We start from the raw sequence: 25,065 nt of genomic DNA, 5'->3' as shown, positions 1-25,065 counted from the left end.
ACTGAACCCTGAACGCCCGGACCGGCACACCCGCCGATCCCCCAAAGCGCCGAGAGGAGGCGAGCTTCGATGACCACCACGATCACCACGATCACGACGGAACCGACCGGTCGCGAGGTCCTCGCCTCCTGCCTGCCCGGCTCCCGTCTGTCCGGCACCCGTGCCTTCGGCTTTACGGCCGCGCGTCCGGCCTCCCTCGCGGTTCCGTCGATTCGCGAGCGGGTCAGCGAGCGACCGACCCAGGCACCCGCGGTAGTGGCGGCGGCACAGGCTGATGCCTATGCCCTCACCGGCGCGGCCAACGGTGCCGGCAACGGACAGAAGCAGGCCAAGCACCACACGATGTGGGCCTTCCGTGGGCTCGAACCCTGGAGAGATCCAGCCTGATCGGCACGATCAGGTCGGCACCTTCCAGGGCCGCGGAACCCACACCGGGATCCGCGGCCCTTCTGTTTTCCCCAAGTGGCCCGGCCACCAGCCGGGTCGAAGAGACGACACACAGACGAGGAATCCACCGCCGTGCACATCCAGACGCACGCCCCGTCCGTACAGCCCGACCCGATCCGAACGTCCGATTCCACGGAGGACTCCTTGACCCCGCTCACCACGCTCACCGAGCTCGACGACGCCATCGAGCGTCTCGGGGTGGCCGTGCCCTGCCGCAGCTACGACCCGGAGGTCTTCTTCGCCGAGTCGCCGGCCGACGTGGAGTACGCCAAATCCCTGTGCCAGACCTGCCCGCTGCGCGAGGCCTGCCTCGCCGGCGCCAAGGACCGCCGCGAGCCCTGGGGTGTCTGGGGCGGCGAGCTGTTCGTCCAGGGGGTGGTCGTCCCCCGCAAGCGGCCGCGTGGCCGCCCCCGCAAGAACCCGGTCACGGCATGAACACCGTCGGCACGATCGATCACCCCGCGACGCACGGTCCCGCGCTGCGTCCCTTCCCGAAGCCGGAATCCGCGATGACCCTCAACACCGACAACCACGCGAGCACACAGCCCGACGCCACCGCCACGCTCCAGAACAGGACCCGCGACATGCAACTCATCCCAGAAGCCATGGCCCGTGCCCATATGCGCGAACGCATGCGGGAGGCCGAGTCGGAACAACTCGGCCACCGGGTGATCACCGCCCGGCGTATGCAGCGCCGTGCCGAGCGGGCCTCCCTGCGGGCCCGTCGCGCTCTGGCCCTGGCCATCATGCAGTGACGGCTCCCCGGCTCCAGCCCTGACCCCGGCCCCGGCCCTGCCCCAGGCCACCGCTGGAGCCGGCGAGCCGCTCCCGCCCGACTGCCCCGGTGGGTGTCTCGGCCGGGACCGGACAGTGGCCGGGCGGACAGCCGGGCGTGGACCGGGCGGGCGGCCGGAGTGGAGGACGACGGCGGAGAACGATGACCGAGGGCGGGGGCCGGGGCGGCGACGCCCCGGCCCCCGCGTCCTTCCGGGCGGGCGCGGCGGGCCCGGCCCGCCCCAGGCCCCTCAGGCGGAGGTCTCCGTCACCTCCGCACCCTCCCCGGCACCGTCGAAGTACTCCTCCTCGTCCTCCTCCGGCAGGAAACCGGGCACCCACGCCTCCATCTCCTCGTGCATGCGCACCTGTGCGCCGAGCTGGCACAGCACACCGATCGTGCTGAGCGTCACCCGGTGGATGAGCAGGTAGGAAGGCGGCAGGTTGAGCTGCTTGCCCAGCTGGTAGGCGGGGGAACGCGGATCGGCGACCCTCGTGGCCTGCTCCCGCATCCAGTCCCGGGAGAAGACGAACTCCTCCACCTGTGCCGGTTCGATGATCGGCAGGAGGTACTCCAGCACCGCGTCCGGATCCAGTTCGACGGACGGTTTGATGAACCCCTCGTCGCACAGCAGCTCGTGGACCGCCTCCGCGTCGCCGTCGAGGGCCATCCGCAGAGCGACGCCGATCGTCGGCGGCAACCCCTCCGGCAGCCGGTCGACCGTGCCGAAGTCCATCACCCCCAGCCGCCACCGCTCGGGCGGACCGCCGGGGGCGTCGCCGGTCAGCAGCCGGAAGTTCCCCGGGTGCGGGTCGGCGTGCAGCAGCCCGGTGCGGGCCGTGCCGGAGAACAGGAAGCGCGCCAGCAGCTGCCCGGCCCGGTCCCGCTCCTCGCGGCTGCCATCCCTGATCACATCGGCCAGCGGCACGCCCTCCAGCCACTCGGTGACCAGCACCTGGTCGCACTGGTACACCACGTCCGGCACCCGCACGTCCGGGTCGTCGGCGAACTCCTCCGCGTACGCCCGCTGGGCCCGCGCCTCCAGTTCGTAGTCCAGCTCCTCGCTGAGCCGGTCGCGCATCTCCGAGACCAGCGGCTTGATGTCCACACCCGGAATGAGGGGGCCCAGCAGCCGGACGAAGCGCCCCAGCTGGTTCAGGTCCGACAGCAGCGCCTCACCGGCGCCGGGGTACTGCACCTTCACGGCCACCGGGCGGCCGTCGTGCCAGACACCGCGGTGCACCTGCCCGATCGATGCCGCCGCCGAGGGCTTGTCCTCGAACTCCTCGAACAGCTCCCGCCAGTCCTCGCCCATGCGCTCGGCCAGCGCGGCGTGCACCGATGCCACCGGCATCGGCGGAGCCGCCTCCTGGAGCCTGGTCAGCGCCGCGCGGTAGGGGCCGGCCACCTCCTCCGGGAGCGCCGACTCGAAGACCGACAGCGCCTGGCCGAACTTCATGGCACCGCCCTTCAGCTCCCCGAGGACCTTGAACAGCTGCTCGGCGGTGCGCTGCTGCAGCTCCTGCCCGACCAGGTCCGCGGAGTACCCGCCGATCCGCTTGCCCAGGCCCCAGGTCGCGCGCCCCGCCATCCCCAGCGGCAGCGCGGCCAGCTTGGCGGTACGGGTGACGGCCTTACGCGGAAGATCCGACATGTGCCCCTCCAACTTCCCGACAGCACGACCAGGTGGCAGCGCCGAGGACAGCGGTCATGTGGCCATTGTGGACCGCCGGACCCCGTCCGCCGAGAGCGGGCGGTCACCGCGCCCGGAAGCCGCACCGCACGGACACTCCGGATGAGGCGGCACCGGCTCGCACTCGGTGAGCAGCCGCGGCAGCACCCAGTGCCGCCGCGAGTCGGTGACACAGCTCTCGTCCCCGTCCAGGAAGCCCAGCGCACAGGAGGCGGTGGCCCCCGCGACCACCGTCGCCAGCGCCACGTCGCAGGCGGGCACCGCCGACCGCCGTGCCGACCTCCACTGTGCCACCACCAGCGGCCAGGTGGGTTCACGCTCGGTGCGCCCGAGCGCCAGGCACTCCGCGCAGGCCGCCGCGCCCGGCAGCACCAGCGGCCCCACGAAGCCGGTGGCCTCGACGACACCGGCGTACAGATGCGGCTGCCCGCTCCCGATCAGTTCCTCGGCCGCGGCGGGATCCGGGGCGTAGGCGGCCAGGCCGTCGCGCGGGGCGATCACCACCAGAGCGAGCGGCGCGGCGCTCTCCCCCCGTCCGGGGCGGGGCGGCCGGGCCCCGGCGGCCGCCCGCCGTACCGCCCGGCGAGCGGCCGAGGACCGCCGCTCGCCGGTCTGCCCGGGGTCGATGCCCCCGGGTGAGGTGTCCCACGGCGCCACGCAGCCTCCGTCCACCACGTCCACCTGTCCCACCCCGGCCGCCGACAGCAGTGCCGCCACCGTCGCTCCGACCCGTCCGGCGCCGCGCACCTGTACCCGGGCCGCCGACCGGGCGGCCAGCCGGCACACCCCACCGCCCGGCTCGGGCCGGAGCACCGAGAGCGACCCCAGGTCCGGGCGGAGCCGGTCGTCCACCCGCGCCGCCGCCCGCCGGTGGGCCGTGGCGTCGTCCAGCAGCCCCGCGGCCGTCAGCCGTGCCACCAGCCGGTCGGCCGCGTCCGCCCCGAGCCCCATCGCCTCGGCGGCCTGTCTGAGCTGGGGAAGGCTGCGGGTGCCGTCGAAGAGCTCCAGGAAACCGCCGGTCGCGGTGTCCACCGGGCCCAGCAGCACCGCGTGCGCGGGCGCCACCCCGTACCGCACGGTGTTCCGGTCCCGCCAGGCGCGCCGGAGCGCGGGTTTGATCATCGGATGCACGACAGCCCCCTGAAAGACCGCTGAACCACTTCTGAGCCCCTCCCGGTGCGCGGGCGCCGGGAGGAGGACCGGACGGACCCAGCCTGCGTCCTTCGCCGCGGCCGCCGCGGAGAGCCGTCCACAGGATGCGGCGTTCGTCATACCGGGTGCGCGGGGGCGCTCGGGAGGCGCGCCACCGGCTCGCACGCAGGCGTGCGTCCCCGTCAGCGCCCCGGAGGCGGGACTTCCGCCGACGCCGGCGGGTAACGTCGTGGCATGCCCGCAGACCCCCTGAACAGCGTCGAGGAGCCGGGCCCCGGTCCGGACGGCGCGGCCGCGGGCGGCCCGGCGCCGCGGCCGGACGCGATCGAGGTCCGCCGCAGCGCACGCCGCCGCCGTACGGTCTCCGCCTACCGGGAGGGCGGCCGCACCGTCGTCCTCATCCCGGCCCGGATGTCCAAGGAGGAGGAGCGGCGCTGGGTGGGCGTCATGCTCGACAAGCTGGCCGCCCAGGAGAGCAGGAGGACACTCGACGACGGGGAGCTGGGCGCCCGCGCGGCGCGGCTTTCCGAGCAGTACCTGCTCGGGCGCGCCCGCCCGGCCACCGTGCGCTGGGTCACCAACCAGAACACCCGATGGGGCTCGTGCACCCCCGCCGAGGGCAGCATCCGCCTCTCCCACCGTCTGCAGGGGATGCCGGAGTACGTCCTGGACTACGTCCTCCTGCACGAGCTGGCCCATCTGCTGGTACCCGGTCACGGCCCGGAATTCTGGCGGCTGTTGGAGACCTATCCGCGTACGGAGAGGGCACGGGGATTCCTCGAGGGAGTGATCGCCGCGGGCCGGCTGCCGAACGTTCCCCGCGACGGGGGCGAGTGAGCCGCGGGGAGTACCGGTTAGCCTGGCGCAACGCAATTCACCGCTTCGGATGGGGGACGGTCGTTACGCATGGCCAGGGAATTCCAACGAGGCCACAAGGCCAAGATCAGCGATCTGACGGCCGGGACGGACCTGTACGTGGGCGTACGGATCTCCGCGCCGGGGCTGTCCTTCGACATCAGCTGCTTCGGTCTCGACGCCGGTGAGAGGCTGTCGGACGACCGCTATTTCGTCTTCTTCAACCAGCCCGGGTCACCGGAGGGGGCGATCCGGCTGCTGGGCGCCCAGGCGGGCGACACCGAATCCTTCAGGGTGACACTGGACCGCATTCCCGCGGACATCCAGAAGCTCTCCTTCACCGCCACGATCGACGGCGACGGGCAGATGTCCCGGGTCGATCCCGGCTATCTGCGGATCGTCGCGGGCGGTGAGGAGGTCGCGCGCTATTCGTTCGACGGTTCGGAGTTCACCACCGAGCGGGCCGTGATGCTCGGCGACTTCTACCTCAAGGACGTCTGGCGCTTCGCGGCGGTCGGGCAGGGCTTCGACGGGGGGCTGGAGGCGCTGCTGAAGCACTTCGGCGGCGAGGTCCTGGAGGAGGAGCCCGCATCCGCTCCCGCGCCGGCCCCGCAGGCGGCACCCGGTTTCGCGCCGCCCGCCGGGCCGGCGCCCGGGTTCGCGCCCCCGGCGGCCCCCGCTCCCGCGCAGCAGGCGCCGCCGCCCGCGCCCGTGCCCCCGCCCGCACCGGCCCCGCCGCAGGCGCCCCCGCCCCCGGTGGCCCCCGCTCCCGCCCAGCCGCCCTTCGGGCAGCCGGCGCAGCCCGCCGGGTCCTCCTACGGGGGCGGACCCGCCCAGCCGGGCTTCCCGGGACAGGCGGCCCCGCCCGTCGCGCCCCCGCCCGCCCCGATGCCCCCGGCCCCCACCGCCCCGGGCCAGGCCCTGCCCAACCCCTTCGGGCAGCCGCCTGCTCCGCAGCAGCCCTTCGGACAGGTTCCCGGCCACCCGGGCGCCCCGCAGATGCCCCAGATGCCCCAGGGACCGGCGGCCGGTATCGGCGCCGCGCTGGAGAAATACCGGGAGGCGCCCACCGGGCAGCGCTGGACCCTGCAGAACCCGGCACTGATACGCGCCGACCTCTCCCACGACGGACAGGGCGTCCTCGCCCGCCAGGGCAGCATGGTGCTCTACCAGGGCAAGGTCGACTTCTCCTACAAGGGCGCCGGATTCGCCGGCCGGATCGTCGGCAACGCCACCGGCCAGGAGATGCAGCTCATGCGCTGCACCGGCCGCGGCCAGGTGTTCTTCGCCGAGAACGCCGCGCACGTCCACCCCATCGAACTCCAGGGCGACGCCGTCTGCGTCTCCGCCGACAACGTGCTCGCCTTCGACGAGACCCTCCAGTACGAGGTACGCCGGATCGACGGCCACGGCATCCCCGGCGGCGCGCTGTTCACCATGCAGTTCCAGGGCACCGGCACCGTCGTGGTCAAGACGCAGGGCGCCCCGGTCGTCCTGCCCGTCACTCCGACCACCTTCGCCGACAGCCAGGCCGTCGTCGCCTGGTCCGCCGGCGCCCAGGTGATCATCTCCAGCCAGGTGCGGCTGCGCCGCAACGCCTACCCGGGCCACAGCGGGGAGACCGTGAACCTCCAGTTCCGCGGCGCGCCCGGCAACTTCATCGTCGTCCAGCCCTACGAGGTCTGAGGGAGCCCGTCATGGACCACACAGCGACTTCGGGGGTCTCGGGCTACGCCCCGACCCCGCCCGCCGCCCGTATGGAGAACCACGGCTCGCACATGGTGAAGATCGCCATGGCCGGCGGCCAGGACGTCTTCGCCCGCTCCGGATCGATGGTCGCCTACGAGGGCTTCGTCCAGTACGAGGCCAATCCGCCGGCCGTCCGGCAGGCCGCCTCCCAGTGGCTCACCGGGGAGGGCGCCCCGCTGATGAAGTGCAGCGGCGACGGACTGCTCTACCTGGCCGACTACGGCGCCGACGTCGTCTGCCTGAACCTCGACAACGAGGCGATGTCCGTCAACGGCACCAACCTCCTCGCCTTCGACGCCCACCTCCAGTGGGGCGTCGAGCGCGTCAAGGGCCTGGCGAAGTTCTCCGGGCAGGGCATGTTCAACGTCGGGATATCCGGCACCGGCTGGGTCGCCCTCACCTCCCGCGGCACTCCCGTGGTCGTGGACTGCGGACGCGGTGAGGACGAGACCTACGTCGACCCCGACGCACTGGTGGCCTGGTCCTCGGGGCTGAAGATGAAGGGCAAGCGGAGCATGAAGGCGGGCGCGCTGATCGGCCGGGGCAGCGGAGAGGCCTACCAGATCGCCTTCTCCGGCCGGGGATTCGTCGTCGTACAGCCCAGCGAGGACAGCACCGACCGCCTGCGCGTACGGGGCTGAGGGGGAAGGAAGAACCATGCAGAGTCCACTCTTCGGCCACACCGAGGTGCAGAGCCGGGACCGCTACGCCCTGCAGAACCCGCAGCTGCTGCGGGTCCTGCTCGGCGGCCAGGACGACGTGCTCGCCCGCAAGGGCGCGATGGTCGCCTACCAGGGCCTGATGGAGTTCGACGGGGAGTACCAGAGCGGCGGGCAGCGCCGCAGGCGGTCGCGGACCGGCGAGGGCCTGGAGCTGATGCGCTGCTCCGGGCAGGGCACGGTCTACCTGGCCAACCTCGCCCAGTACATCCACATCATGGACGTGGGCTCCGAGGGCCTGACGGTCGACAGCGCCTACGTGCTGGCGCTGGACTCCTCCCTGCACTGGGAGGTGATCGCCGTGGACAGCCAGTTCGGGATCTCCGGCTCCGGCGCGTACAACCTCAACATCACCGGGCACGGCAAGGTCGCGCTGATGACCTCCGGCCAGCCGCTGGCGCTCCAGGTCACCCCGGAGCGGTACGTCAGCGCCGACTCCGACGCGGTGGTCGCCTGGTCCAGCTCACTGCGGGTGCAGATGCAGGCCCAGACCAGCTCCCAGAGCGTGTTCCGCCGGCGTGGCAGCACGGGGGAGGGCTGGGAGCTGAACTTCATGGGCGAGGGCTTCGCCCTCGTCCAGCCCAGCGAACTGCTGCCGCCGCAGAACGCGGCGGCCGGCCTGGGCGCGCAGTACGGCATGGGCCAGCACGGCGCACGCGGCCAGAACCAGGGCAACATCTGGACCAACTGACCGGCCGGAGGACGCAGGGGGCGCGCGGGCCCGCTTCGGGGGACCGCCCGCGCGCCCTGGCGTCAGAGCAGTGCGCGAGTGCGCTCGGCCAGCCGTACGACGGAGTCGTCGGCCACGTCCGCGACCTCGTCCCAGCCGAACCAGCGCAGCTCCAGCGACTCCTCGCTCACCGCCTCCACCGCGCCCTCGGGCGCCAGGGCGGCGTACTGCACGTCCAGGTGCCAGGCGCACGGAGTGTGGTGCCGGTCCAGGCGGACGGGACCGCCCGGCAGCAGGGTGAGCCCGTCGACGCCCGACTCCTCGGCGGCCTCCCGCAGGGCGGCCCCGGCGAGGGCGGTGTCGCCGGGCTCGCAGTGCCCGCCCGTCTGGAGCCACATCCGCAGCTTGCGGTGGTGCGTCAGCAGGACGCGTCCGCCGCGCGGATCCACCACCAGCGCGCTCGCCGTGATGTGCCCGTCCGCGCAGGACCGCCACACGCCGTCCGGGCGGGCGGCCAGATGGTCGCAGTACGCCAGGCGCAGAGCCTCCTGAGCGCCGTCCGGCGCGGACCACTCCTTGAGCGTCCGCGCCGCGTCCTCGTGCAGACTCACCGGGCGCCGCCGAGGCCGTCCCCGCGCTCGTCCCCGCCGTCCTCGTGCCGGTCCTCGCCGTCCCCGCGCTCGTTCTTCTCCTCCGGCTCCGGGCCGCGCCCGCCTTCGGCGCCGCCCTCCGCACCGGACTCCCTGCCCAGCAGCCCCTCCAGCTCGGAGAAGTCCAGCTGCTCGCGGTGGACGAAGCCGTCCGGGTCGTCGAGGTCCTCGGCGGTCGGCAGCATGTCCGGGTGCGCCCACAGCCCGTCGCGCCCGTCCACCCCGCGGGCGTCGGTGAGCGAGGCCCACAGCCGGGAGGCGTCGCGCAGCCGCCGGGGCCGCAGCTCCAGCCCGATCAACGTGGCGAAGGTCTGCTCGGCCGGACCGCCGCCGGCGCGGCGGCGGCGCAGCGTCTCGCGCAGGGCGGAGGCGGAGGGCAGGTGGGGCTCGGCAGCGGCGTGCACCACCGCGTCCACCCAGCCCTCGACCAGTGCCAGCGCAGTCTCCAGCCGGGCCAGGGCCGCCTTCTGCTCGGGGGTGTCCTCGGGCTGGAACATGCCCTGCTGCAGCGCCTCCTGCAGCTCCTCGGGGCGTGAGGGGTCGAGCTGCCCGACGACGTCCTCCAGCTTGGCCGTGTCCACCTTGATCCCGCGCGCGTACCCCTCGACCGCGCCGAACAGGTGCGAGCGCAGCCACGGGACGTGGGCGAACAGCCGCTGGTGCGCAGCCTCGCGCAGCGCCAGGTAGAGCCGCACCTCCTCCAGGGGCACGCCCAGGCCCTCGCCGAAGGCCGCGATGTTGGCCGGCAGCAGCGCCGCCCGGCCCTTCGGTCCCAGCGGCAGCCCGATGTCGGTGGAGCCCACCACCTCGCCGGCCAGCACGCCCAGCGCGTGGCCGATCTGGGTGCCGAACATCGCGCCGCCCATGGAGCGCATCATCCCCAGCAGCGGGCCGGCCATGGCCTGCATCTCCTCGGGGAGCACGTCGCCCATGGCCGCCCCGACCCGCTCGGCGACCGGATCCACCAGGTCCTTCCACACCGGGAGGGTGGACTCCACCCACTCGGCGCGGCTCCAGGCCAGGGCCGAACCGGAACCGGAGGGCAGCGAGGTCACGCCGTCCAGCCACAGGTCGGCCAGGCGTACGGCCTCCTCCACCGCCTTGCGCTCCCGCGGGCCGACGCTTGCGTCCTTGGTGCCGTCCGGGGTGCCCGCGGCGACGGTCTGCCGGGCGATGTCCTTGGCCATGTCCCAGTTGACCGGCCCGCCCTCGTAGCTGAGCATCTGGCCGAGCCGCTGGAACGCGGCGCCCAGGTCATTGGGGTCGAAGCCGCCGGGGCCGCCGCCCAGCGATCCGAACATCGCCGCGAGCGGGTTGTCGGCGCCGCCCGCGCCGCCGAACCCGAACGGGTTCTGCGGGCCGCCCCGGTCGCCCTGACCGCCCTTGTCGCCCTTCTTCCGTCCGTCGTCGCCCTCCTCGGGCTCCTCGGGCGGCATGCCGAATCCGAATGGGATGTCACTCACGGGGTTCCTCGGCTCTGGTGGATGGGACGGTGGGACGTCGGTGGAACGGTGCGCTATGTGGCGGGCTCTACGTCCAGCCTAGACACCTCTCGTGCAGGATGGAGCCTGCGCACGTCGTACCCACAGACAACCGCGGGAGACACCGGGTGAGTTCCCAGGAGCCAAACGTTCGCGGTCCGCGTAACGGAGCCGCAGGGCCCGTCATCGCGGTCACCGGAGCCGCATCGGGGGTCGGCGCGCTGCTCACCGAGCGGCTGGTCGCCTCCCCGGACGTGGGGCGGGTCGTCGCGCTCGACGAGCGCCGCGGCGCGGTGGACGGCGCGCAGTGGCACGTCCTGGACGTGCGGGACCCGGCCATCGCCGACCGGCTGCGCGGTGACGGCGAGCCGGTGGACACCGTGGTCCACCTCGCCCTCGACCTGGACCTGGAGACCGATCCCGCCGCACGTACCGCCTACAACGTGCGCGGCACCCAGACCGTGCTGACCGCGGCCGCCGCCGCGGGCGTGCGCCGGGTGGTGCTGTGCACCTCGGCGATGGTCTACGGGGCCCTGCCCGACAACGACGTGCCGCTGGCCGAGGACGCCGAGCTGCGGGCGACCGCCGAGGCCACCGGGGTGGGCGACCTGCTGGAGATCGAACGCCTCGCCCGCCGCGCCCCCCGCGCGCACCCGGGGCTGAACGTCACGGTCGTGCGCCCCACCGTCCTGGTCGGCGGCACCGACACCGCCCTGACCCGCTACTTCGAGTCCCCGCGCCTGCTGGTCGTGGCCGGCTCCCGGCCCTGCTGGCAGTTCTGCCACGTCGAGGACCTGGCCGGCGCCCTGGAGTACGCGGCGCTGGAGAAGGTGGAGGGCGAACTGGCGGTCGGCTGCGACGGCTGGCTGGAGCAGGAGGAGGTCGAGGAGCTGTCCGGCATCCGCCGCATGGAGCTGCCCTCCGCCGTCGCGCTCGGCGCCGCCTCCAGGCTCCACCGCCTGGGACTGACGCCCTCCCCGGCCGGCGACCTGGCGTACACCATGCACCCCTGGGTGGTCAGCGGATCCCGGCTGCACGAGGCGGGCTGGCGGCCGAAGTGGACCAACGAGGAGGTGCTGGCCGCGCTGCTGGAGGAGGCGGCCGGGCGCCACGCGGTCGCGGGCCGCCGCCTGGGCCGCAAGGACGCCACCACGCTCGGCGCCGCGGGCGCGACCGTCGCCCTGGTGGGCACCGCGGCCCTGGTCAGGCGCGCCCGCAAGGCCCGCCGCCGGGTGTGACGACGGGAGCGACGCCGGGCACGGTGACGGAGGGCGGCACCGGGTGTCGGCGGGCCGCCGCCGCGCTCCCGCGCCCGTACGGCACCATGGCCCCATGGCACAGACGTACGACCACCCCGGGGAGCGGGCGACGCCCGACCCGGTCCGCCTCCTGGCGATCCGCGACACCCCGCTCTCCGTGGACGAGGTCCTCACGGCCGTGGGCGACGCCTCGGCGGGCGGTACCGCGCTGTTCGCGGGCACCGTGCGCGACCACGACGGGGGCACGGGGGTGACCGGGCTCGGCTACTCCTGTCACCCCACGGCCGAGGCCGAGCTCCGCCGGGTCGCGGAGGAGATCGCGGCCGACTTCCCCGTACGGGCGCTCGCCGCGGTCCACCGGGTGGGGGACCTGTCGGTCGGCGATCTGGCCGTGGTCGTCGCCGTCTCCTGCGCGCACCGCGCCGAGGCGTTCGAGGCGTGCCGCCGCCTGATCGACGACCTGAAGCACCGGGTGCCGATCTGGAAGCACCAGACCTTCGCCGACGGCACCGAGGAGTGGGTGGGGGCTTAGTGCCCCGCCGGCCGGGGCGGACCCCGGCCGGCGCGGCGCCAAGCCGGCGGGCTTCGAACCGGCCGCCGGCAGGGACCCTCCCAAACCCGCCGGTGCGCCTCCCGGGCAGCTGTGCCATGGCCGCGCGGGGTGTGCCGCGCCGGTGGCCGGGAACAGTCCCCCGCGGAGCCGGAGCCGAGGAGCGGGCGGTTTCCCGAAGGCGCGGAGTTGCGGAAGGGCACCCCTGCCGGAACGGTTGACTCATCCGGGATCTAGTCTGCTCATAGGCCGTATCTCCGGCGCACTCGAGGATCGGGAGGTCACTGTGGCGGCACTCGCCTGGTTGCTGATTCCGTTCGTCGCCGCGGTCGGGGCGGCCGTGTGGTCCGTGTGGGCCTCGCGCAAACCCAGCGGTTTCGGGGACGCCGACGGGGTCGCCGGATACGAGGCCTTCCGCGCCGCCATGGAACGGCCGCACGGTCGCGGTACGGGGCGGGGGGACGAGGGCGGCCGCGAGGGCCCCGCCGCCGTGTCCCGCACGGCCCCGGACGGACGGGCCCCCGCCGCCGACTGACGCGCGGTTCCCGTACTGTCGTGCCATGCCACGCCGGACCGCGACGATGCTCACCTCGACCCTGCTGCTCATAGCCGTGCTCTGCGCCGCGGTCCTCATCAGGGTGCCGTACGCCGAGATGTCACCCGGCCCCACCGTCAACACGCTCGGTGAGCACGACGGCGAACCGGTGCTGAGCATCGAGGGCAGGAAGACCTACGAGCCGGCCGGGCACCTGAACATGACCACCGTCCGCGTCACCGGCGCCGACTACCGGATGAACCTCGTGGAGGCCGTCTACGGCTGGCTGGCCGAGAACAGCGCCGTCGTCCCGCACGACACCCTCTACCCCGACGACAAGTCGGCCGAGGAGGTGCGCGAGGAGAACGCCGAGGAGTTCACCCAGTCGCTGGAGAGCGCCAAGGTCGCCGCCCTGCGCGAGCTGGACATCCCGGTCGGCGAACGGGTGGTCGTGGCCGCCGTGGTCAAGGGAGGGCCGGCCGAGGACAGGCTGCACGCCGGGGACGTGATCACGGCCGTGGACGGCGAGGCCGTCGAGGAGCCGGGCGACGTCGCCGAGCTGGTGACCGGGCACGAACCCGGCGAGGACGTGGTCTTCACCGTCGTCCCGGCCAAGGCCGCCCGGGCGGCCGAGAAGGCGGGCGAGGAGCCCACCGGCTCCCGGGAGGTCACCGTCACCACCGGGGAGGCCGACGACGGACGGGCCGTCGTCGGGATCCGGGCGGGGCTGGACCACACCTTCCCGTTCGAGATAGACATCGAGCTGGCCGACGTCGGAGGTCCCAGCGCCGGGCTGATGTTCGCCCTCGGCATCGTGGACAAGCTCACCCCCGGGGACCTCACCGGCGGCGAGTTCGTGGCCGGTACGGGCACCATCGACGGCGAGGGACGGGTCGGCCCGATCGGCGGCATAGGGATGAAGACCATCGCCGCCCGGGACAAGGGCGCCGAGTACTTCCTCACCCCCGAGGAGAACTGCGCCGCCGCGGCCCGGGACGTCCCCGAGGGCCTGACGCTGGTGAAGGTCGGCACGATCGACGACGCCATGGGCGCCCTGGAGGACATCCGGGAGGGGGAGACGGCCGGCCTGCCGCGGTGCCCGCCGGAGTACCGGACGTCAGTCGCCGAAGGTGGCCGCCAGCGCCTCGGTGAGCCCGGGCACCAGATCCGGGCCGGTCAGCACCTCGGTCGGCGAGTCCTTCTCGCGCAGCCGCAGCGCGGACTCCCGGGCGCCGTCGCGCAGCACCGCCACGGTCATCCGGACCTCCTGGCGCTCGGGATGCTCGGCCACCCAGCGGGCCAGCCGCTCCTCGGCGCCCTCCTCCTGGAGGTTCTCGGGAACGGACGCCTCCGCCGAGGGCGGCAGCATCAGCCGCTCCACCGTCATCGCGCATCCGGAGACCGCGTCGGGCCAGGCGATGGTGCCGAGGAACTCGTCCAGGGGAATCCCGGCGGGCAGTTCGTCCTGCTCGACCGGGGTGAGAGGGGCCGGAGCGGGGGCCTCGTCGTCCTGCCGCCCCTCACCGTCCAGTCCGAGCTGCTCGGCCAGGGCGGGTTCCTCGGTGCGCAGCCGGTCGGTGTCGACCAGGGCGAACAGTCGGGCGGGCTGGTCCCAGCCCAGGCCCGCGACGTACTCGTCGATCTCGAGCACGGCACGGGTCAGCGGGCTGGCGGCCAGAGGTGTGCCGTCGATTGGAAGGTTGTTCATCCTCATATCGTGCCGCCGAACCCCCCGGGAACGGGAACCGGGTAAAGGTTCAGTAAGTTGCATGGGTGGGGCCCTAGCATTCGGGGCCAGTCCCATCCGCTGCGACTCTCGAGGTGCGCACCTTGGCTTTCCAGATGCCGGACCGGGGCCCGGGCGGGCCCTCAGGACCACGGATCAGTGTCGGCAGGCCCTCCAGGCGCGCCAAGACCCTGCTCATGACGGTGGGCGCGCTGGCCGTGCTGGCCATGCTCTTCGTCATGTTCGCGGGGTTCTGGACCGACTGGCTGTGGTATCGCTCGGTCCGATACACCACCGTCTTCACCACCACCCTGTGGACCAAGATCGGCATGTTCGCCGTCTTCGGTCTGCTGATGGCCGCGGCCGTCGGCCTCAACATCTGGCTGGCCCACCGCCTGCGGCCCCCGCTGAGCGCGATGTCGCTGGAGCAGCAGAGCCTGGACCGTTACCGGATGGGCATCGCCCCGTACAAGAAATGGGTGCTCCTGGGGGTCACCGCGCTGGTGGGCCTGATCGCCGGCGCGTCGGCGGCCGGCCAGTGGCGCACCTGGCTGATGTGGGTGAACGCCGTCCCGTTCGGCACCTCCGACCCGCAGTTCGGCAAGGACGTGGCGTTCTACGCGTTCGACCTGCCCTGGTACCGCTTCCTGCTGAGCTTCGGCTTCGCGGCCGCGGTGCTCTCCCTGCTGGCCGCCGCGCTGGTGCACTACCTCTACGGCGGGCTGCGCCTGACCACCCCGGGCGCCCGCGCGACGTCCCAGGCCACCGGCCACCTGTCGGTGCTGCTCGGTGTCTTCGTGGCGCTCAAGGCGGTGGCCTACTGGCTCGACCGCTACGGCCTGGCGGTGAAGTCCGGCGACTTCAAGGCGACGGACAACTGGACGGGCCTGCGGTACGTCGACGCCAACGCCTACCTCCCGGCGAAGACGATCCTGTTCTTCATCGCCGCCATCTGCGCGGTGCTCTTCTTCGCCACCCTGTGGCGGCGCACCTGGCAGCTTCCGGTGATCGGCTTCGGCCTGATGGTCCTCTCGGCGATCCTGATCGGCGGCCTCTACCCGGCGATCGTGCAGAAGTTCCAGGTCCAGCCGAACGAGCAGGCCAAGGAGGCGCCGTACATCAAGAAGAACATCGACGCCACCCGCGACGCCTACGACATCGACGACTCCGAGGTCTCGGACTACTCGGGGCAGAGCGAGGCGAGCAACGAGGAGCTGCGCGAGGCGGCGGACACCACCGCCAGCATCCGCCTGCTCGACCCCAACGTCGTCTCGCCCAGCTTCCAGCAGCTCCAGCAGGTCCGCAGCTACTACCAGTTCCCCGCCACCCTGGACGTGGACCGGTACGCCACCGAGGACGGCGACGAGCAGGACACCGTCGTCGGTCTGCGCGAGATCAACATCAACGGCATCACCGAGCGCAACTGGATCAACGACCACTTCAAGTACACCCACGGCTTCGGCATGGTGGCCGGCAAGGGCACCGAGGTGGCCTCGACCGGGGCGCCTGCCTTCATCGAGAAGGACCTTCCGCCGGAGGGCGAACTCGCCGAGGACGGCTACGAGCCGCGGGTCTACTACGGCGAGAAGACCACGCAGTACTCCATCGTCGGCGGTCCGCAGCAGGAGCTGGACTACATCGCCGGCAGCGAGGAGAAGACCTACAGCTACAAGGGCGACAGCGGGGTCAGCCTGGGCAACATCGCCAACCGCGCGGCGTACGCGGTGACCTTCAACGAGCCGCAGATCCTCTACTCGGGCGCGATCGGCGAGGGCTCGCGGATCCTGTACAACCGCACGCCCAAGGAGCGCGTCGAGGCGGTGGCCCCCTGGCTGACCATCGACGGCGACCCGTACCCGGCGGTGGTGGGGGACCGGATCCAGTGGATCGTGGACGCCTACACCACGACCAACCAGTACCCCTACTCCTCGCGCACCACCCTGGGCGAGACCACGGCCGACGCGCTGACCGACGGCCAGCGGGCGGTCATCGCCCAGCAGAACCGGGTCAACTACATCCGCAACTCGGTCAAGGCCACGGTGGACGCCTACTCGGGCGAGGTGAGGCTCTACGAGTGGGACGAGCGGGACCCGGTCCTGAAGACCTGGATGAAGGCCTTCCCCGGCACGGTCGAGCCCAAGGGCGAGATCGGCGACGAGCTGATGGACCACTTCCGCTACCCGCAGGACCTGTTCAAGGTCCAGCGCGAGCTGCTGACGCGCTACCACGTCACCAGCGCGAGCCAGTTCTACAGCGGCAGTGAGCGCTGGCAGGTGCCGGACGACCCGACCCAGAAGGGCAACGCGGTCCCGCCGTACTACCTGAGCATGAAGATGCCGGACCAGGAGGAGCAGACCTTCTCCCTGACGACGACCTTCAACCCCAGCGGACGCGAGACGCTCGGCGCGTTCATGGCGGTCAACGCCGACGCCCGAAGTGACGACTACGGGACCATCAGGATCCTGAAGCTGCCGTCCAACACCACGGTCTCCGGCCCGCAGCAGGTGCAGAGCCGGTTCAACTCCGACACCGACATCGCCAACGAGATCAACATCCTCAGGCGCGGTGACTCGGAGGTCGAGTACGGCAACCTGCTCACGGTGCCGCTGGAGGGCGGCCTGCTCTACGTCGAGCCGGTCTACGTCCGCGGCGCGGGCACCAACTACCCGCTGCTGCGCAAGGTGCTGGTGACCTACGGCGAGGAGACCGCCTTCGAGGACACCCTCGGGGAGGCGCTGAACGCCGTCTTCGGGGTCGAGGGCACCGATGAGCCGCCGGCGGAGGAGGAGCCGCCCCCGGGCGAGGAGGAGACCACTCCGCCGCCCGCGGAGGGCTCCGAGGACCCGACGGTCCAGGAGGCGCTCCAGGACGCCCAGGAGGCGTTCGAGGCGGGCCAGGAGGCGCTGGGCAACCAGGACTGGGACGCCTACGGCCAGGCCCAGCAGGATCTGGAGGACGCGCTGGAGCGGGCCGCCGAGGCGCAGGAGTCGGCGGGCGGCGACGGCGGATCCGACGGCAAGAACCCCGGCGACGACAAGTCCGGCAACGACGAGGGACGCAAGGAAGAGTGAATCGGTGGTGAGCGGGCTCCCTTCGCGCCGTGGTAAGGTTGTGTACACAACGGCGCGGGGTGGAGCAGCTCGGTAGCTCGCTGGGCTCATAACCCAGAGGTCGCAGGTTCAAATCCTGTCCCCGCTACTGAAGAAGAAGGACCCGGAGTCACTGACTCCGGGTCCTTCTTCTTGTGCTGGGCATGTGAGAAGAGGGGCGCGTGGTAGCGCTTTGCGTTTGGATGGTAGCTGTATCGGGAAGTCGACAAAACGCTGAAGTGACTTCCTTGGCGGCGGTATACCAGATGTAAGCGGGTTGCGGGTGGTGCGACGATGGGCCTCATGGGGGACAAGGCGAGAGATGAGGTCATGGGGGGCGGGGTGAGCCGCGCGGACATCCGCGACCACCGCGACACGGACGCCATCAGCGCGCTCGGCGCCCGGCTGCTGCGCCGCGGCGACCTGGAGGGGGCCGAGCCGTATCTGCGCGCCGCCACCGCCGCCGGCGACCGCGCCGCCGCGAACAACCTGGGAGTCCTGCTCCACCAGCTGGGCCAGGCCGAGGAGGCCGCCGGCTGGTGGCGGGTCGCGGCCGTCGCCGGTTCGGCGGCCGCCGCCCACTCCCTGGGCCGCCACCACCGCGAGCGCGGCGACGAGACGGCCGCCGAGTACTGGCTGCGGCAGTCCGCCGAGTCCGGCCACCCCCTCGGCGCGTACGCCCTCGCCGACCTGCTGGAGCAGCGGGGCGAGGACGGGGCCGAGGAGTGGTTCCGGGCGGCCGCCGAGCGCGGCCACCGCGAGGCGTCCTACCGCATCGCGCGGATCCTGGCACGCCGTCAGGAGGGGGGCGCCGAGGCCGAGCAGTGGTACCGCCAGGCCGCGGCGCGCGGCCACCGGCGTGCCGCCCTGCGGCTGGGCACGCTCCTGGAGGAGCGCGGCGAACTGCAGGAGGCGGCCCGCTGGTATCTGACGGCGGCCAAGGAGGGGGAGGCGCGAGCCGCGCGCGCCCTGGGCTTCCTGCTGCGCGACGCGGGCGACACCGACAGCGCCGCCGAGTGGTGGCGCCGCGCGGCCCAGGACGGCGACGGCAGCGCGGCCAACGCCCTGGGCGCGCTGCACGCCGAGCGGGGCGAGCGGCAGACCGCGGAGCGCTGGTACCGCGCCGCGCTGGAGGCGGGCGACATCAACGGCGCCTTCAACCTCGCGCTGCTGTGCGCCGCCGAGGGCCGCACCGCCCAGGCCGAGCAGTGGTACCGGCGTGCCGCCTACGCCGGGCACCGCGAGGCCGCCAACGCGCTGGCCGTACTGCTGCTCCAGCGCGGCGACGCGGCGGGGGCGGAGCCGTGGTTCTCCAAGGCCGCCGAGGCCGGCAGCGTGGACGCCGCGTTCAACCTCGGCATCCTGCACGCGGGCCGGGGCGAGGAGGAGGCCGCCCGGCGGTGGTACGAGCAGGCGGCCGCGGCCGGTCACACCGAGGCGGCGCTCCAGGTGGGCATCGCGCTGCTGCGCGAGGGCGACGCCCACACCGCCGAGCGGCATCTGCGCCGCGCGGCCGGCGGCGGCAGCGTGGAGGGCGCCTTCCGGCTGGCGGCGCTGCTGGAGCGCCAGGCCCCGACGGCCGACGCCCTGGACGCGCACGGCCCGCCGGCCGAGTACGAGGAGTGGTACGAGCGGGCAGCCGAGCAGGGGCACCGGCGGGCGCAGGTCCGGCTGGGCATGTGCGCGGCGGCGCGCGGCGACGTGGTCCGGGCCGCGCACTGGTACCGGGTCGCGGCGGAGGCCGGCAGCAGCAACGGCGCCTTCAACCTCGGCCTGCTGCTGGCGCGCGAGGGCAGCGAGCCGGAGGCCGCCCTGTGGTGGACGCGTGCGGCCGAGGCGGGCCACGGCCGGGCCGCTCTGCGCCTGGCGCTGCTGAACGCCCGGCGCGGTGAACTGGCCGCCGGGCGCCACTGGTGCGCCCGGGCGGTCGAGCTGGGTCCGCCGGAGGTCGCCGAGCGCGCCGCGCGGCTGAGCGAGGCACTCCACGAGGAGCTGACGGCCTGAGACGGGGTGCCCCGCCCGCGGGGCACCCCGCGTTTGCACTGATCGCCGCGGTGGGTTAAGGTTGTGAACACAACGACGCGGGGTGGAGCAGCTCGGTAGCTCGCTGGGCTCATAACCCAGAGGTCGCAGGTTCAAATCCTGTCCCCGCTACTGATGGGCCGGAGCCCGGATCCGAATGAAGGATCCGGGCTCCGGCCGTTTTCGTGTGTTCGCCGTGCCGGTGCCGTGTGTCCGTACGGGGGCGCGGTCCGCGGTCCCGGAGGAGATCCGGAGGGGATCAGGCGGAGGCGCAGGAGGGGCACAGCCCCCGGTAGGTGACCGTCGCCTCGTCGAGGGTGAACCCGTAGCGCTCGCCCTCGGGGAGCAGGGCCAGCGGGTCGCCGGAGGGGCGGACGTCGCGGATCACGCCGCACCGCGAGCACACCAGATGCTGGTGGGAGTGGTGTGCGTTCGGGTCGTACCGCTTGGCGCGGCCGTCCGTGCTGACCTCGATCACCTCGCCGATCGAGACCAGTTCGCCGAGGGTGTTGTAGACGGTGGCGCGGGAGATCTCCGGCAGCTTCTCGGTCGCGCGCGCGTGCACCTCGTCGGCGGTGTAGTGAACATGCTCACCATCGAGGACCTCGGCGACCACTCGCCGCTGGGCGGTCAGCCGCCAGCCGCGATCCCGGAGACGTTGTAGCAGGTCACTCATGTTTCCACCTTAGCAGCGCGCGTCCATGCCCGGATCGTGTACGGTCTTCATCGTCTTCTTGACTTAGACATTGTCCAATGTAGGATCGCGTTCGGCTCAAGCCAAGGGGACAGGACAGATTCAGGAGGCGCATGTGACTGCCCAGATCGAGAACACCGGGCCGCTGACCACGGAGGCCGGTGCTCCCGTCGCGGACAACCAGAACAGCGAGACCGCCGGTTCGGGCGGCCCGGTCCTGGTCCAGGACCAGCTCCTGCTGGAGAAGCTCGCCCACTTCAACCGCGAGCGCATCCCCGAGCGGGTCGTCCACGCCCGCGGCGCGGGCGCCTACGGCACCTTCACCGTCACCGCCGACGTGACGAAGTACACCCGGGCGAAGTTCCTCTCCGAGATCGGCAAGGAGACCGAGGTCTTCCTGCGCTTCTCGACGGTCGCAGGCAACCTGGGCGCGGCCGACGCGGTGCGCGACCCGCGCGGCTTCGCGCTGAAGTTCTACACCGAGGAGGGCAACTACGACCTCGTCGGCAACAACACCCCGGTGTTCTTCATCAAGGACGCCATCAAGTTCCCCGACTTCATCCACACCCAGAAGCGTGACCCGTACACCGGCTCCCAGGAAGCCGACAACGTCTGGGACTTCTGGAGCCTGAGCCCGGAGTCCACCCATCAGGTGACCTGGCTCTTCGGCGACCGCGGCATCCCGGCCTCGTACCGCCACATGGACGGTTTCGGCTCGCACACCTTCCAGTGGAACAACGAGGCGGGCGAGGTCTTCTGGGTCAAGTACCACTTCAAGACCGACCAGGGCATCAAGTGCCTCACCCAGGACGAGGCCGACCTCCTGGCGGGCAAGGACCCCGACAGCCACCAGCGCGACCTGCGCGAGTCCATCGAGCGCGGCGACTTCCCGAGCTGGACCGTCGGCGTCCAGATCATGCCGGCGGCCGAGGCGGCCAACTACCGCTTCAACCCGTTCGACCTGACCAAGGTCTGGCCGCACGCGGACTACCCGGTCATCGAGATCGGCAAGCTGGAGCTGAACCGCAACCCGCAGAACATCTTCGCCGAGGTCGAGCAGTCGATCTTCTCCCCGCACCACTTCGTGCCGGGTATCGGCCCCTCCCCGGACAAGATGCTCCAGGGCCGGCTGTTCGCCTACGGCGACGCGCACCGCTACCGGGTGGGCATCAACGCCGACCACCTGCCGGTGAACCGCCCGCACGCCACCGAGGCCCGCAGCCACGGCCGCGACGGCTTCATGTACGACGGCCGCCACGGCGGGGCGAAGAACTACGAGCCCAACAGCTTCGGCGGCCCCAACGAGACCGGCCGCGCGCTGTGGCAGCCGGTCCCGGTCGCCGGGACCACCGGTGACATCCCCGCGCCCTCGCACGCCGAGGACAACGACTTCGTCCAGGCGGGCAACCTCTACCGCCTGATGTCGGAGGAGGAGAAGGGGCGCCTGATCGACAACCTGGCCGGCTTCATCTCGAAGGTCTCGCGCGACGACATCGTCAAGCGGGCCATCGAGAACTTCCGCCAGGCCGACGAGGACTACGGCAGGAGGCTGGAGGCCGCGGTCAAGGCCCTGCGCGGCTGACCCACCGGCTCCTCGCCGTACGAACCCGGAGGGACCGGACGCCAGTGGGCTCCGGTCCCTCCGGTGTGCTCCGGGACGTCTTCCCCGGCGCGTCCCCGGGCGCCCTCAGGCGGCCACCGTGTCGGCGGGTGCGTCCCGGCGCGCCGAGGACCAGCAGCGGACGATGTCGCGCACCGACACCACCCCCACCGGCTCCCGGTCGTCGAGCACGATCAGATGGCGGAACCCGCCGCGGGTCATGGCCCGCGCGGCGTCCTCCAGGGTCCAGCCGGGGGCGGCGAAGACCACGTCGGTGGTGGTGTGCAGGTGCGCGGGCTCCCGGTCGGGGTCCTGCCCGGCCCCCACGGAGTTGAGGATGTCGCGCTCGGTGAGGATGCCGACGCCGCCGGCGTCCGGGTCGAGGACGACGGCCGCGCCGACCCGCCGGGCGGACATCAGCCGGGCGGCCTGACGGAGGGTGTGGGCGGGGCCGATGGTGAGAACCACTGTGCTCATGGCATCACGGACGAGGGTGGTCATGACGGTTGTGCCACCTCCTTGGTGAACCCCCGTGCTGGAGAAGGGATTCACAAGCTCACAAGCGGGCGGATTCTCATGTTCACATGCCGCCGGAGCCGCAACAAGAGGCGTGCGAGGGCGAACTGACCGGGATTCAGCGGCGCGCTCAGTCGCCGACGTAGGCGAGCAGGTCCTCGTGGAGCAGTCCGTTGGAAGCCGCCGCGTTCCCGCTGTGCGGACCCTCGCGCCCGTCCAGACCGGTGAAGGTGCCGCCCGCCTCCTGCACGACGATCGCGTTCGCCGCCATGTCCCACAGCGACAGCTCCGGCTCCGCGCACATGTCCACCGACCCCTCGGCGACCATCATGTACGGCCAGAAGTCGCCGTAGCCGCGGGTGCGCCAGCAGTCCCGGGTCAGGTCGAGGAAGCCGCCCAGCTTGCCGCGCTCCTCCCAGCCGCCGAGCGAGGAGAACGCGAACGAGGCGTCCTGCACCCGGGCCACCCGCGAGACCGACAGCCGGGTCGCCGACGTCAGACTGCGGCCGGTGTACGCGCCGGCGCCCAGCGCCGCCCACCAGCGCCGGTTCAGGGCCGGGGCCGACACCACGCCGACCACCGGCCGGTCGCCCTCCTCGGTCCGCTCCATCAGCGCGATCAGGGTGGCCCACACCGGGACGCCGCGCACGTAGTTCTTGGTGCCGTCGATGGGGTCGACGACCCAGCGGCGCGGCCCGCGCCCCTCGCTGCCGAACTCCTCGCCCAGCACCGCGTCGCGCGGCCGCGCCCGCTGCAGGGAGGTGCGGATCAGCTCCTCGGCCGCCTTGTCGGCCTCGCTCACCGGCGTCATGTCGGGTTTGGTCTCGACCTTGAGGTCGAGGGCCTTGAACCGCTCCATCGTCGTGGCGTCGGCGGTGTCGGCCAGCACATGGGCGAGACGCAGGTCATCGTGGTAGTCGGGCATGGACGAACAGTATCCAGCGGCGCGGGAGGCCAGCCACAGGGGAGTGGCCAACCGGGTGTGCGGGCGTACACCCGCGGTGGTGAGGCGGTGCGAGGCGTCTTGACACCCTCCGCAACGGTGCCGATGCTGTGCGCGACCCGCCGTGTCCGGGGAGGCGCTGATGACCTCGGTGATGCCCTGCGCCGGTGACTTCGCCGGAGACCCGACCGGAGATTCCTCCGGGGAGCCCGCCGGGGAGTCCACCGGCCGCGCCCCGGAGTCCGCAGCGCCGCCCACGGCGCGCCAGGCACTGCTGCGCGCCGCCCGCGCGGCCCTGACGGACAGACCGTGGCCCCGGATCCGCATGGTCGAGGTCGCCGCGGCGGCCGGCTTCTCCCGCCAGACCCTCTACAGCGAGTTCGGCTCCAAGGACGGGCTCGGCACGGCCCTGGTGGCCCGTGAGCTGGAGGTCCTCCTCGAGAGCACCGCCCGCGCCGCGCAGCGGGCGGCCCGGCCGGCTTCCCGCACGGCCTCCGGCCCGGCCGCCGATCCCGTCGCGGGCTGTGCCGCGGCCGCCGTCTCGGTGGTGCGCGCCGCCTTCCGCGACCCGCTGGTGCGCGCCGCGCTCACCGGCTGCTGGGAGTCCCGGCTGCCGCCGCCCGGGCCGGAGGCGGGCCGGGCTGCGGCCGGGCTGCGGGACCGCACCGCCGCCGCGCTGGTGTCCGCGGGGGCCGCCGGCGGCACGACCGGACCCGCCGCGCTGCGCCACGCCTGCGAGGTGGGCCTGCGGCTGGCACTGTCCTACGTCGTCGCGCCCTGCGACGGCCCGCCCGAGGCGACCGAGGAGGCCGCGGGGGCCCACGTCACCCAGGTGCTGCGGGCGCTGCTCCACTGATCCCCGGGGGGCAGACCCGGGGGCGGACGGCGTACCGCGGTCAGTCGCCCTCCCGGCGTTCCCGCGTGGCGAGCAGACGGCGCAGGGAGAACAGCCGGGCCGGGTCCGCGTGGCCGTCGGCGACCCAGGAGTCCAGCGCGCAGTCCGGCTCGTCGTGGCCGCAGGCGCGCGGACAGCCCTCCGTGCCCGGCTCCAGGTCCGGGAAGGCGTGGATCACCCGGGACGGATCGATGTGGTTCAGGCCGAAGGACCGCACACCGGGGGTGTCGACCACCCAGCCGCCCTCCGGCACCGGCGGGAAGGAGACCTCGCCGGGCAGCGGCAGGGCCAGGGCCGAGGTCGTGGTGTGGCGGCCGCGCCCGGTGACCGCGTTGACATGGCCCGTCGCCCGCCTGCGGTCGGGCGGGACGAGCGCGTTGACCAAAGTGGTCTTGCCGACCCCGGAATGGCCCACGAAGGCGGTGGTCCGGCCCCACAGGAACTCGCGCACCCGGTCGGCGGCAGCGCCGTCGGCCAGCTCCCCGCGGTCGGTCACCACATGCCGGACTCCCAGCGGGGCGTACGTCTCCAGCAGTGTGTCGGGCGGCGCCAGATCCGACTTGGTGAGGACCAGCAGCGGCTCCAGGCCCGCGTCGTAGGCGGCCACCAGGCAGCGGTCGATCAGCCGGGGGCGGGGCTCGGGGTCGGCCAGGGCGGTGACGATGGCGAGCTGGTCGGCGTTGGCGACGACTACCCGTTCGTAGGGGTCGTTGTCGTCGGCGGTGCGCCGCAGCACCGAGGAACGCTCCTCGACCCGCACGATCCGCGCCAGGGTGTCCCTGGCCCCCGACAGATCGCCGACGACCGCCACCCGGTCGCCGACCACGACGCCCTTGCGGCCCAGCTCGCGGGCCTTCATGGCCGTGATGGTGCGGTCGTCCACCAGGCAGGTGATCCGGCCCCGGTCGACGGTCAGGACGAAACCGGAGGCGGCGTCCTCGTGCTTGGGCCGGATGCTGGTGCGCGGGCGGCTGCCCCGGCGGCCAGGGCGGATCCGGATGTCGTCCTCGTCTGTGTGCTTGCCGTAGCGGCGCATGGCCGGTTC

Annotated in this window: 23 protein-coding genes, 2 tRNA genes and 1 pseudogene; 17 read left to right on the top strand and 9 right to left on the bottom strand. The window is 72.9% G+C overall.

Features of this window, described 5'->3' with window-relative positions; all coding sequences use genetic code 11:
* Positions 1-69 precede the first annotated feature (69 nt).
* The 3 genes from ACW69E_RS08650 to ACW69E_RS08640 all read left to right on the top strand — a co-directional run bounded on the left by ACW69E_RS08650 (position 70) and on the right by ACW69E_RS08640 (position 1,202).
* Positions 70-387: a hypothetical protein gene (locus ACW69E_RS08650; protein WP_457497579.1), complete on the top strand. Its 318-nt coding sequence runs from the start codon at positions 70-72 to the stop codon at positions 385-387.
* A gap of 132 nt (positions 388-519) precedes the next feature.
* Positions 520-882: a WhiB family transcriptional regulator gene (locus ACW69E_RS08645; RefSeq protein ID WP_093661313.1), complete on the top strand. Its 363-nt coding sequence runs from the start codon at positions 520-522 to the stop codon at positions 880-882.
* A complete protein-coding gene (locus ACW69E_RS08640) occupies positions 879-1,202 on the top strand; it encodes a hypothetical protein (RefSeq protein ID WP_457497578.1) in 324 nt (107 codons plus the stop codon). Before ACW69E_RS08645 ends, ACW69E_RS08640 begins: the two co-directional genes overlap by 4 nt.
* A gap of 270 nt (positions 1,203-1,472) precedes the next feature.
* On the opposite strand, the gene ACW69E_RS08635 is transcribed toward ACW69E_RS08640, so the two are convergent.
* Together ACW69E_RS08635 and ACW69E_RS08630 are read right to left on the bottom strand one after the other, a co-directional pair.
* Entirely contained in the window at positions 1,473-2,876 is a 1,404-nt protein-coding gene (locus ACW69E_RS08635; protein ID WP_457497577.1) for an ABC1 kinase family protein, read from the bottom strand.
* 54 nt (positions 2,877-2,930) lie between these two features.
* The gene (locus ACW69E_RS08630; RefSeq protein ID WP_457497635.1) at positions 2,931-4,037 is read right to left on the bottom strand and encodes a ThiF family adenylyltransferase; all 1,107 of its coding nucleotides are present in this window, start codon (positions 4,035-4,037) and stop codon (positions 2,931-2,933) included.
* A 264-nt stretch (positions 4,038-4,301) separates the two neighbouring features.
* On the opposite strand from ACW69E_RS08630, the gene ACW69E_RS08625 reads away from it, so the two are divergent.
* From ACW69E_RS08625 to ACW69E_RS08610, 4 genes are all read left to right on the top strand, one after another.
* Positions 4,302-4,904: a M48 metallopeptidase family protein gene (locus ACW69E_RS08625; protein WP_457497576.1), complete on the top strand. Its 603-nt coding sequence runs from the start codon at positions 4,302-4,304 to the stop codon at positions 4,902-4,904.
* 69 nt (positions 4,905-4,973) lie between these two features.
* A complete protein-coding gene (locus ACW69E_RS08620) occupies positions 4,974-6,608 on the top strand; it encodes a TerD family protein (protein WP_457497575.1) in 1,635 nt (544 codons plus the stop codon).
* 11 nt (positions 6,609-6,619) lie between these two features.
* Positions 6,620-7,312 carry an AIM24 family protein gene (locus ACW69E_RS08615; protein WP_457497574.1) on the top strand — a complete coding sequence of 231 codons (693 nt, stop codon included), beginning with the start codon at positions 6,620-6,622 and terminating at the stop codon, positions 7,310-7,312.
* A gap of 16 nt (positions 7,313-7,328) precedes the next feature.
* Entirely contained in the window at positions 7,329-8,081 is a 753-nt protein-coding gene (locus tag ACW69E_RS08610) for an AIM24 family protein (protein ID WP_457497573.1), read from the top strand.
* Between the two features lie 62 nt (positions 8,082-8,143).
* Here the strand turns inward: ACW69E_RS08610 and ACW69E_RS08605 are convergent, their stop codons facing one another.
* Both ACW69E_RS08605 and ACW69E_RS08600 read right to left on the bottom strand, forming a co-directional pair.
* Positions 8,144-8,671, bottom strand: coding sequence for an NUDIX hydrolase (locus tag ACW69E_RS08605; RefSeq protein WP_457497572.1), 528 nt, complete (start codon positions 8,669-8,671; stop codon positions 8,144-8,146).
* Positions 8,668-10,173 carry a zinc-dependent metalloprotease gene (locus tag ACW69E_RS08600; protein ID WP_457497571.1) on the bottom strand — a complete coding sequence of 502 codons (1,506 nt, stop codon included), beginning with the start codon at positions 10,171-10,173 and terminating at the stop codon, positions 8,668-8,670. Before ACW69E_RS08600 ends, ACW69E_RS08605 begins: the two co-directional genes overlap by 4 nt.
* A 146-nt stretch (positions 10,174-10,319) precedes the next feature.
* Between ACW69E_RS08600 and ACW69E_RS08595 the strand changes: the two genes are divergently transcribed.
* From ACW69E_RS08595 to ACW69E_RS08580, 4 genes and pseudogenes are all read left to right on the top strand, one after another.
* On the top strand, positions 10,320-11,429 hold the full coding sequence (locus ACW69E_RS08595; RefSeq protein WP_457497570.1) for an SDR family oxidoreductase: 1,110 nt from the start codon (positions 10,320-10,322) through the stop codon (positions 11,427-11,429).
* Positions 11,430-11,523: 94 nt separating this feature from the next.
* Positions 11,524-11,982, top strand: coding sequence for a molybdenum cofactor biosynthesis protein MoaE (locus ACW69E_RS08590; RefSeq protein ID WP_457497569.1), 459 nt, complete (start codon positions 11,524-11,526; stop codon positions 11,980-11,982).
* Positions 11,983-12,286: 304 nt separating this feature from the next.
* Entirely contained in the window at positions 12,287-12,535 is a 249-nt protein-coding gene (locus ACW69E_RS08585; RefSeq protein WP_457497568.1) for a hypothetical protein, read from the top strand.
* A gap of 25 nt (positions 12,536-12,560) precedes the next feature.
* Positions 12,561-13,634 (top strand): annotated as a pseudogene (locus tag ACW69E_RS08580) (YlbL family protein); the annotation flags it as partial.
* Between the two features lie 18 nt (positions 13,635-13,652).
* Here the strand turns inward: ACW69E_RS08580 and ACW69E_RS08575 are convergent.
* Positions 13,653-14,243: a PPA1309 family protein gene (locus ACW69E_RS08575; RefSeq protein WP_457497634.1), complete on the bottom strand. Its 591-nt coding sequence runs from the start codon at positions 14,241-14,243 to the stop codon at positions 13,653-13,655.
* Between the two features lie 134 nt (positions 14,244-14,377).
* Between ACW69E_RS08575 and ACW69E_RS08570 the strand changes: the two genes are divergently transcribed.
* The 4 genes from ACW69E_RS08570 to ACW69E_RS08555 all read left to right on the top strand — a co-directional run bounded on the left by ACW69E_RS08570 (position 14,378) and on the right by ACW69E_RS08555 (position 19,504).
* A complete protein-coding gene (locus ACW69E_RS08570; protein ID WP_457497633.1) occupies positions 14,378-17,332 on the top strand; it encodes a UPF0182 family membrane protein in 2,955 nt (984 codons plus the stop codon).
* A 53-nt stretch (positions 17,333-17,385) separates the two neighbouring features.
* Positions 17,386-17,459: transfer RNA gene (locus ACW69E_RS08565), tRNA-Met, on the top strand.
* 221 nt (positions 17,460-17,680) lie between these two features.
* The gene (locus ACW69E_RS08560; RefSeq protein ID WP_457497632.1) at positions 17,681-19,354 is read left to right on the top strand and encodes a tetratricopeptide repeat protein; all 1,674 of its coding nucleotides are present in this window, start codon (positions 17,681-17,683) and stop codon (positions 19,352-19,354) included.
* Positions 19,355-19,430: 76 nt separating this feature from the next.
* Positions 19,431-19,504, top strand: a tRNA-Met gene (locus ACW69E_RS08555).
* A gap of 127 nt (positions 19,505-19,631) precedes the next feature.
* Here ACW69E_RS08555 and ACW69E_RS08550 read toward each other — a convergent pair.
* On the bottom strand, positions 19,632-20,048 hold the full coding sequence (locus tag ACW69E_RS08550) for a Fur family transcriptional regulator (protein WP_206350659.1): 417 nt from the start codon (positions 20,046-20,048) through the stop codon (positions 19,632-19,634).
* Positions 20,049-20,181: 133 nt separating this feature from the next.
* Between ACW69E_RS08550 and ACW69E_RS08545 the strand changes: the two genes are divergently transcribed.
* Positions 20,182-21,648 carry a catalase gene (locus tag ACW69E_RS08545; protein WP_457497567.1) on the top strand — a complete coding sequence of 489 codons (1,467 nt, stop codon included), beginning with the start codon at positions 20,182-20,184 and terminating at the stop codon, positions 21,646-21,648.
* A gap of 105 nt (positions 21,649-21,753) precedes the next feature.
* Here the strand turns inward: ACW69E_RS08545 and ACW69E_RS08540 are convergent, their stop codons facing one another.
* Together ACW69E_RS08540 and hisN are read right to left on the bottom strand one after the other, a co-directional pair.
* A complete protein-coding gene (locus ACW69E_RS08540) occupies positions 21,754-22,167 on the bottom strand; it encodes a CBS domain-containing protein (RefSeq protein WP_457497566.1) in 414 nt (137 codons plus the stop codon).
* A 145-nt stretch (positions 22,168-22,312) separates the two neighbouring features.
* Positions 22,313-23,107 (bottom strand): histidinol-phosphatase, encoded by a 795-nt coding sequence (gene hisN / locus ACW69E_RS08535; RefSeq protein WP_457497565.1) that lies wholly within the window; start codon positions 23,105-23,107, stop codon positions 22,313-22,315.
* A gap of 160 nt (positions 23,108-23,267) precedes the next feature.
* On the opposite strand from hisN, the gene ACW69E_RS08530 reads away from it, so the two are divergent.
* On the top strand, positions 23,268-23,981 hold the full coding sequence (locus ACW69E_RS08530; protein WP_457497564.1) for a TetR/AcrR family transcriptional regulator: 714 nt from the start codon (positions 23,268-23,270) through the stop codon (positions 23,979-23,981).
* Positions 23,982-24,021: 40 nt separating this feature from the next.
* On the opposite strand, the gene rsgA is transcribed toward ACW69E_RS08530, so the two are convergent.
* Complete coding sequence (gene rsgA / locus ACW69E_RS08525) at positions 24,022-25,056, bottom strand: ribosome small subunit-dependent GTPase A (protein WP_457497563.1); 1,035 nt, start codon at positions 25,054-25,056, stop codon at positions 24,022-24,024.
* Positions 25,057-25,065 lie beyond the last annotated feature (9 nt).

It is taken from the genome of Streptomyces sp. SS8, assembly GCF_054072955.1.
The sequence above is the reverse complement of the archived record's forward strand: the minus strand, read 5'-3'. Positions and strand labels throughout refer to the sequence as shown.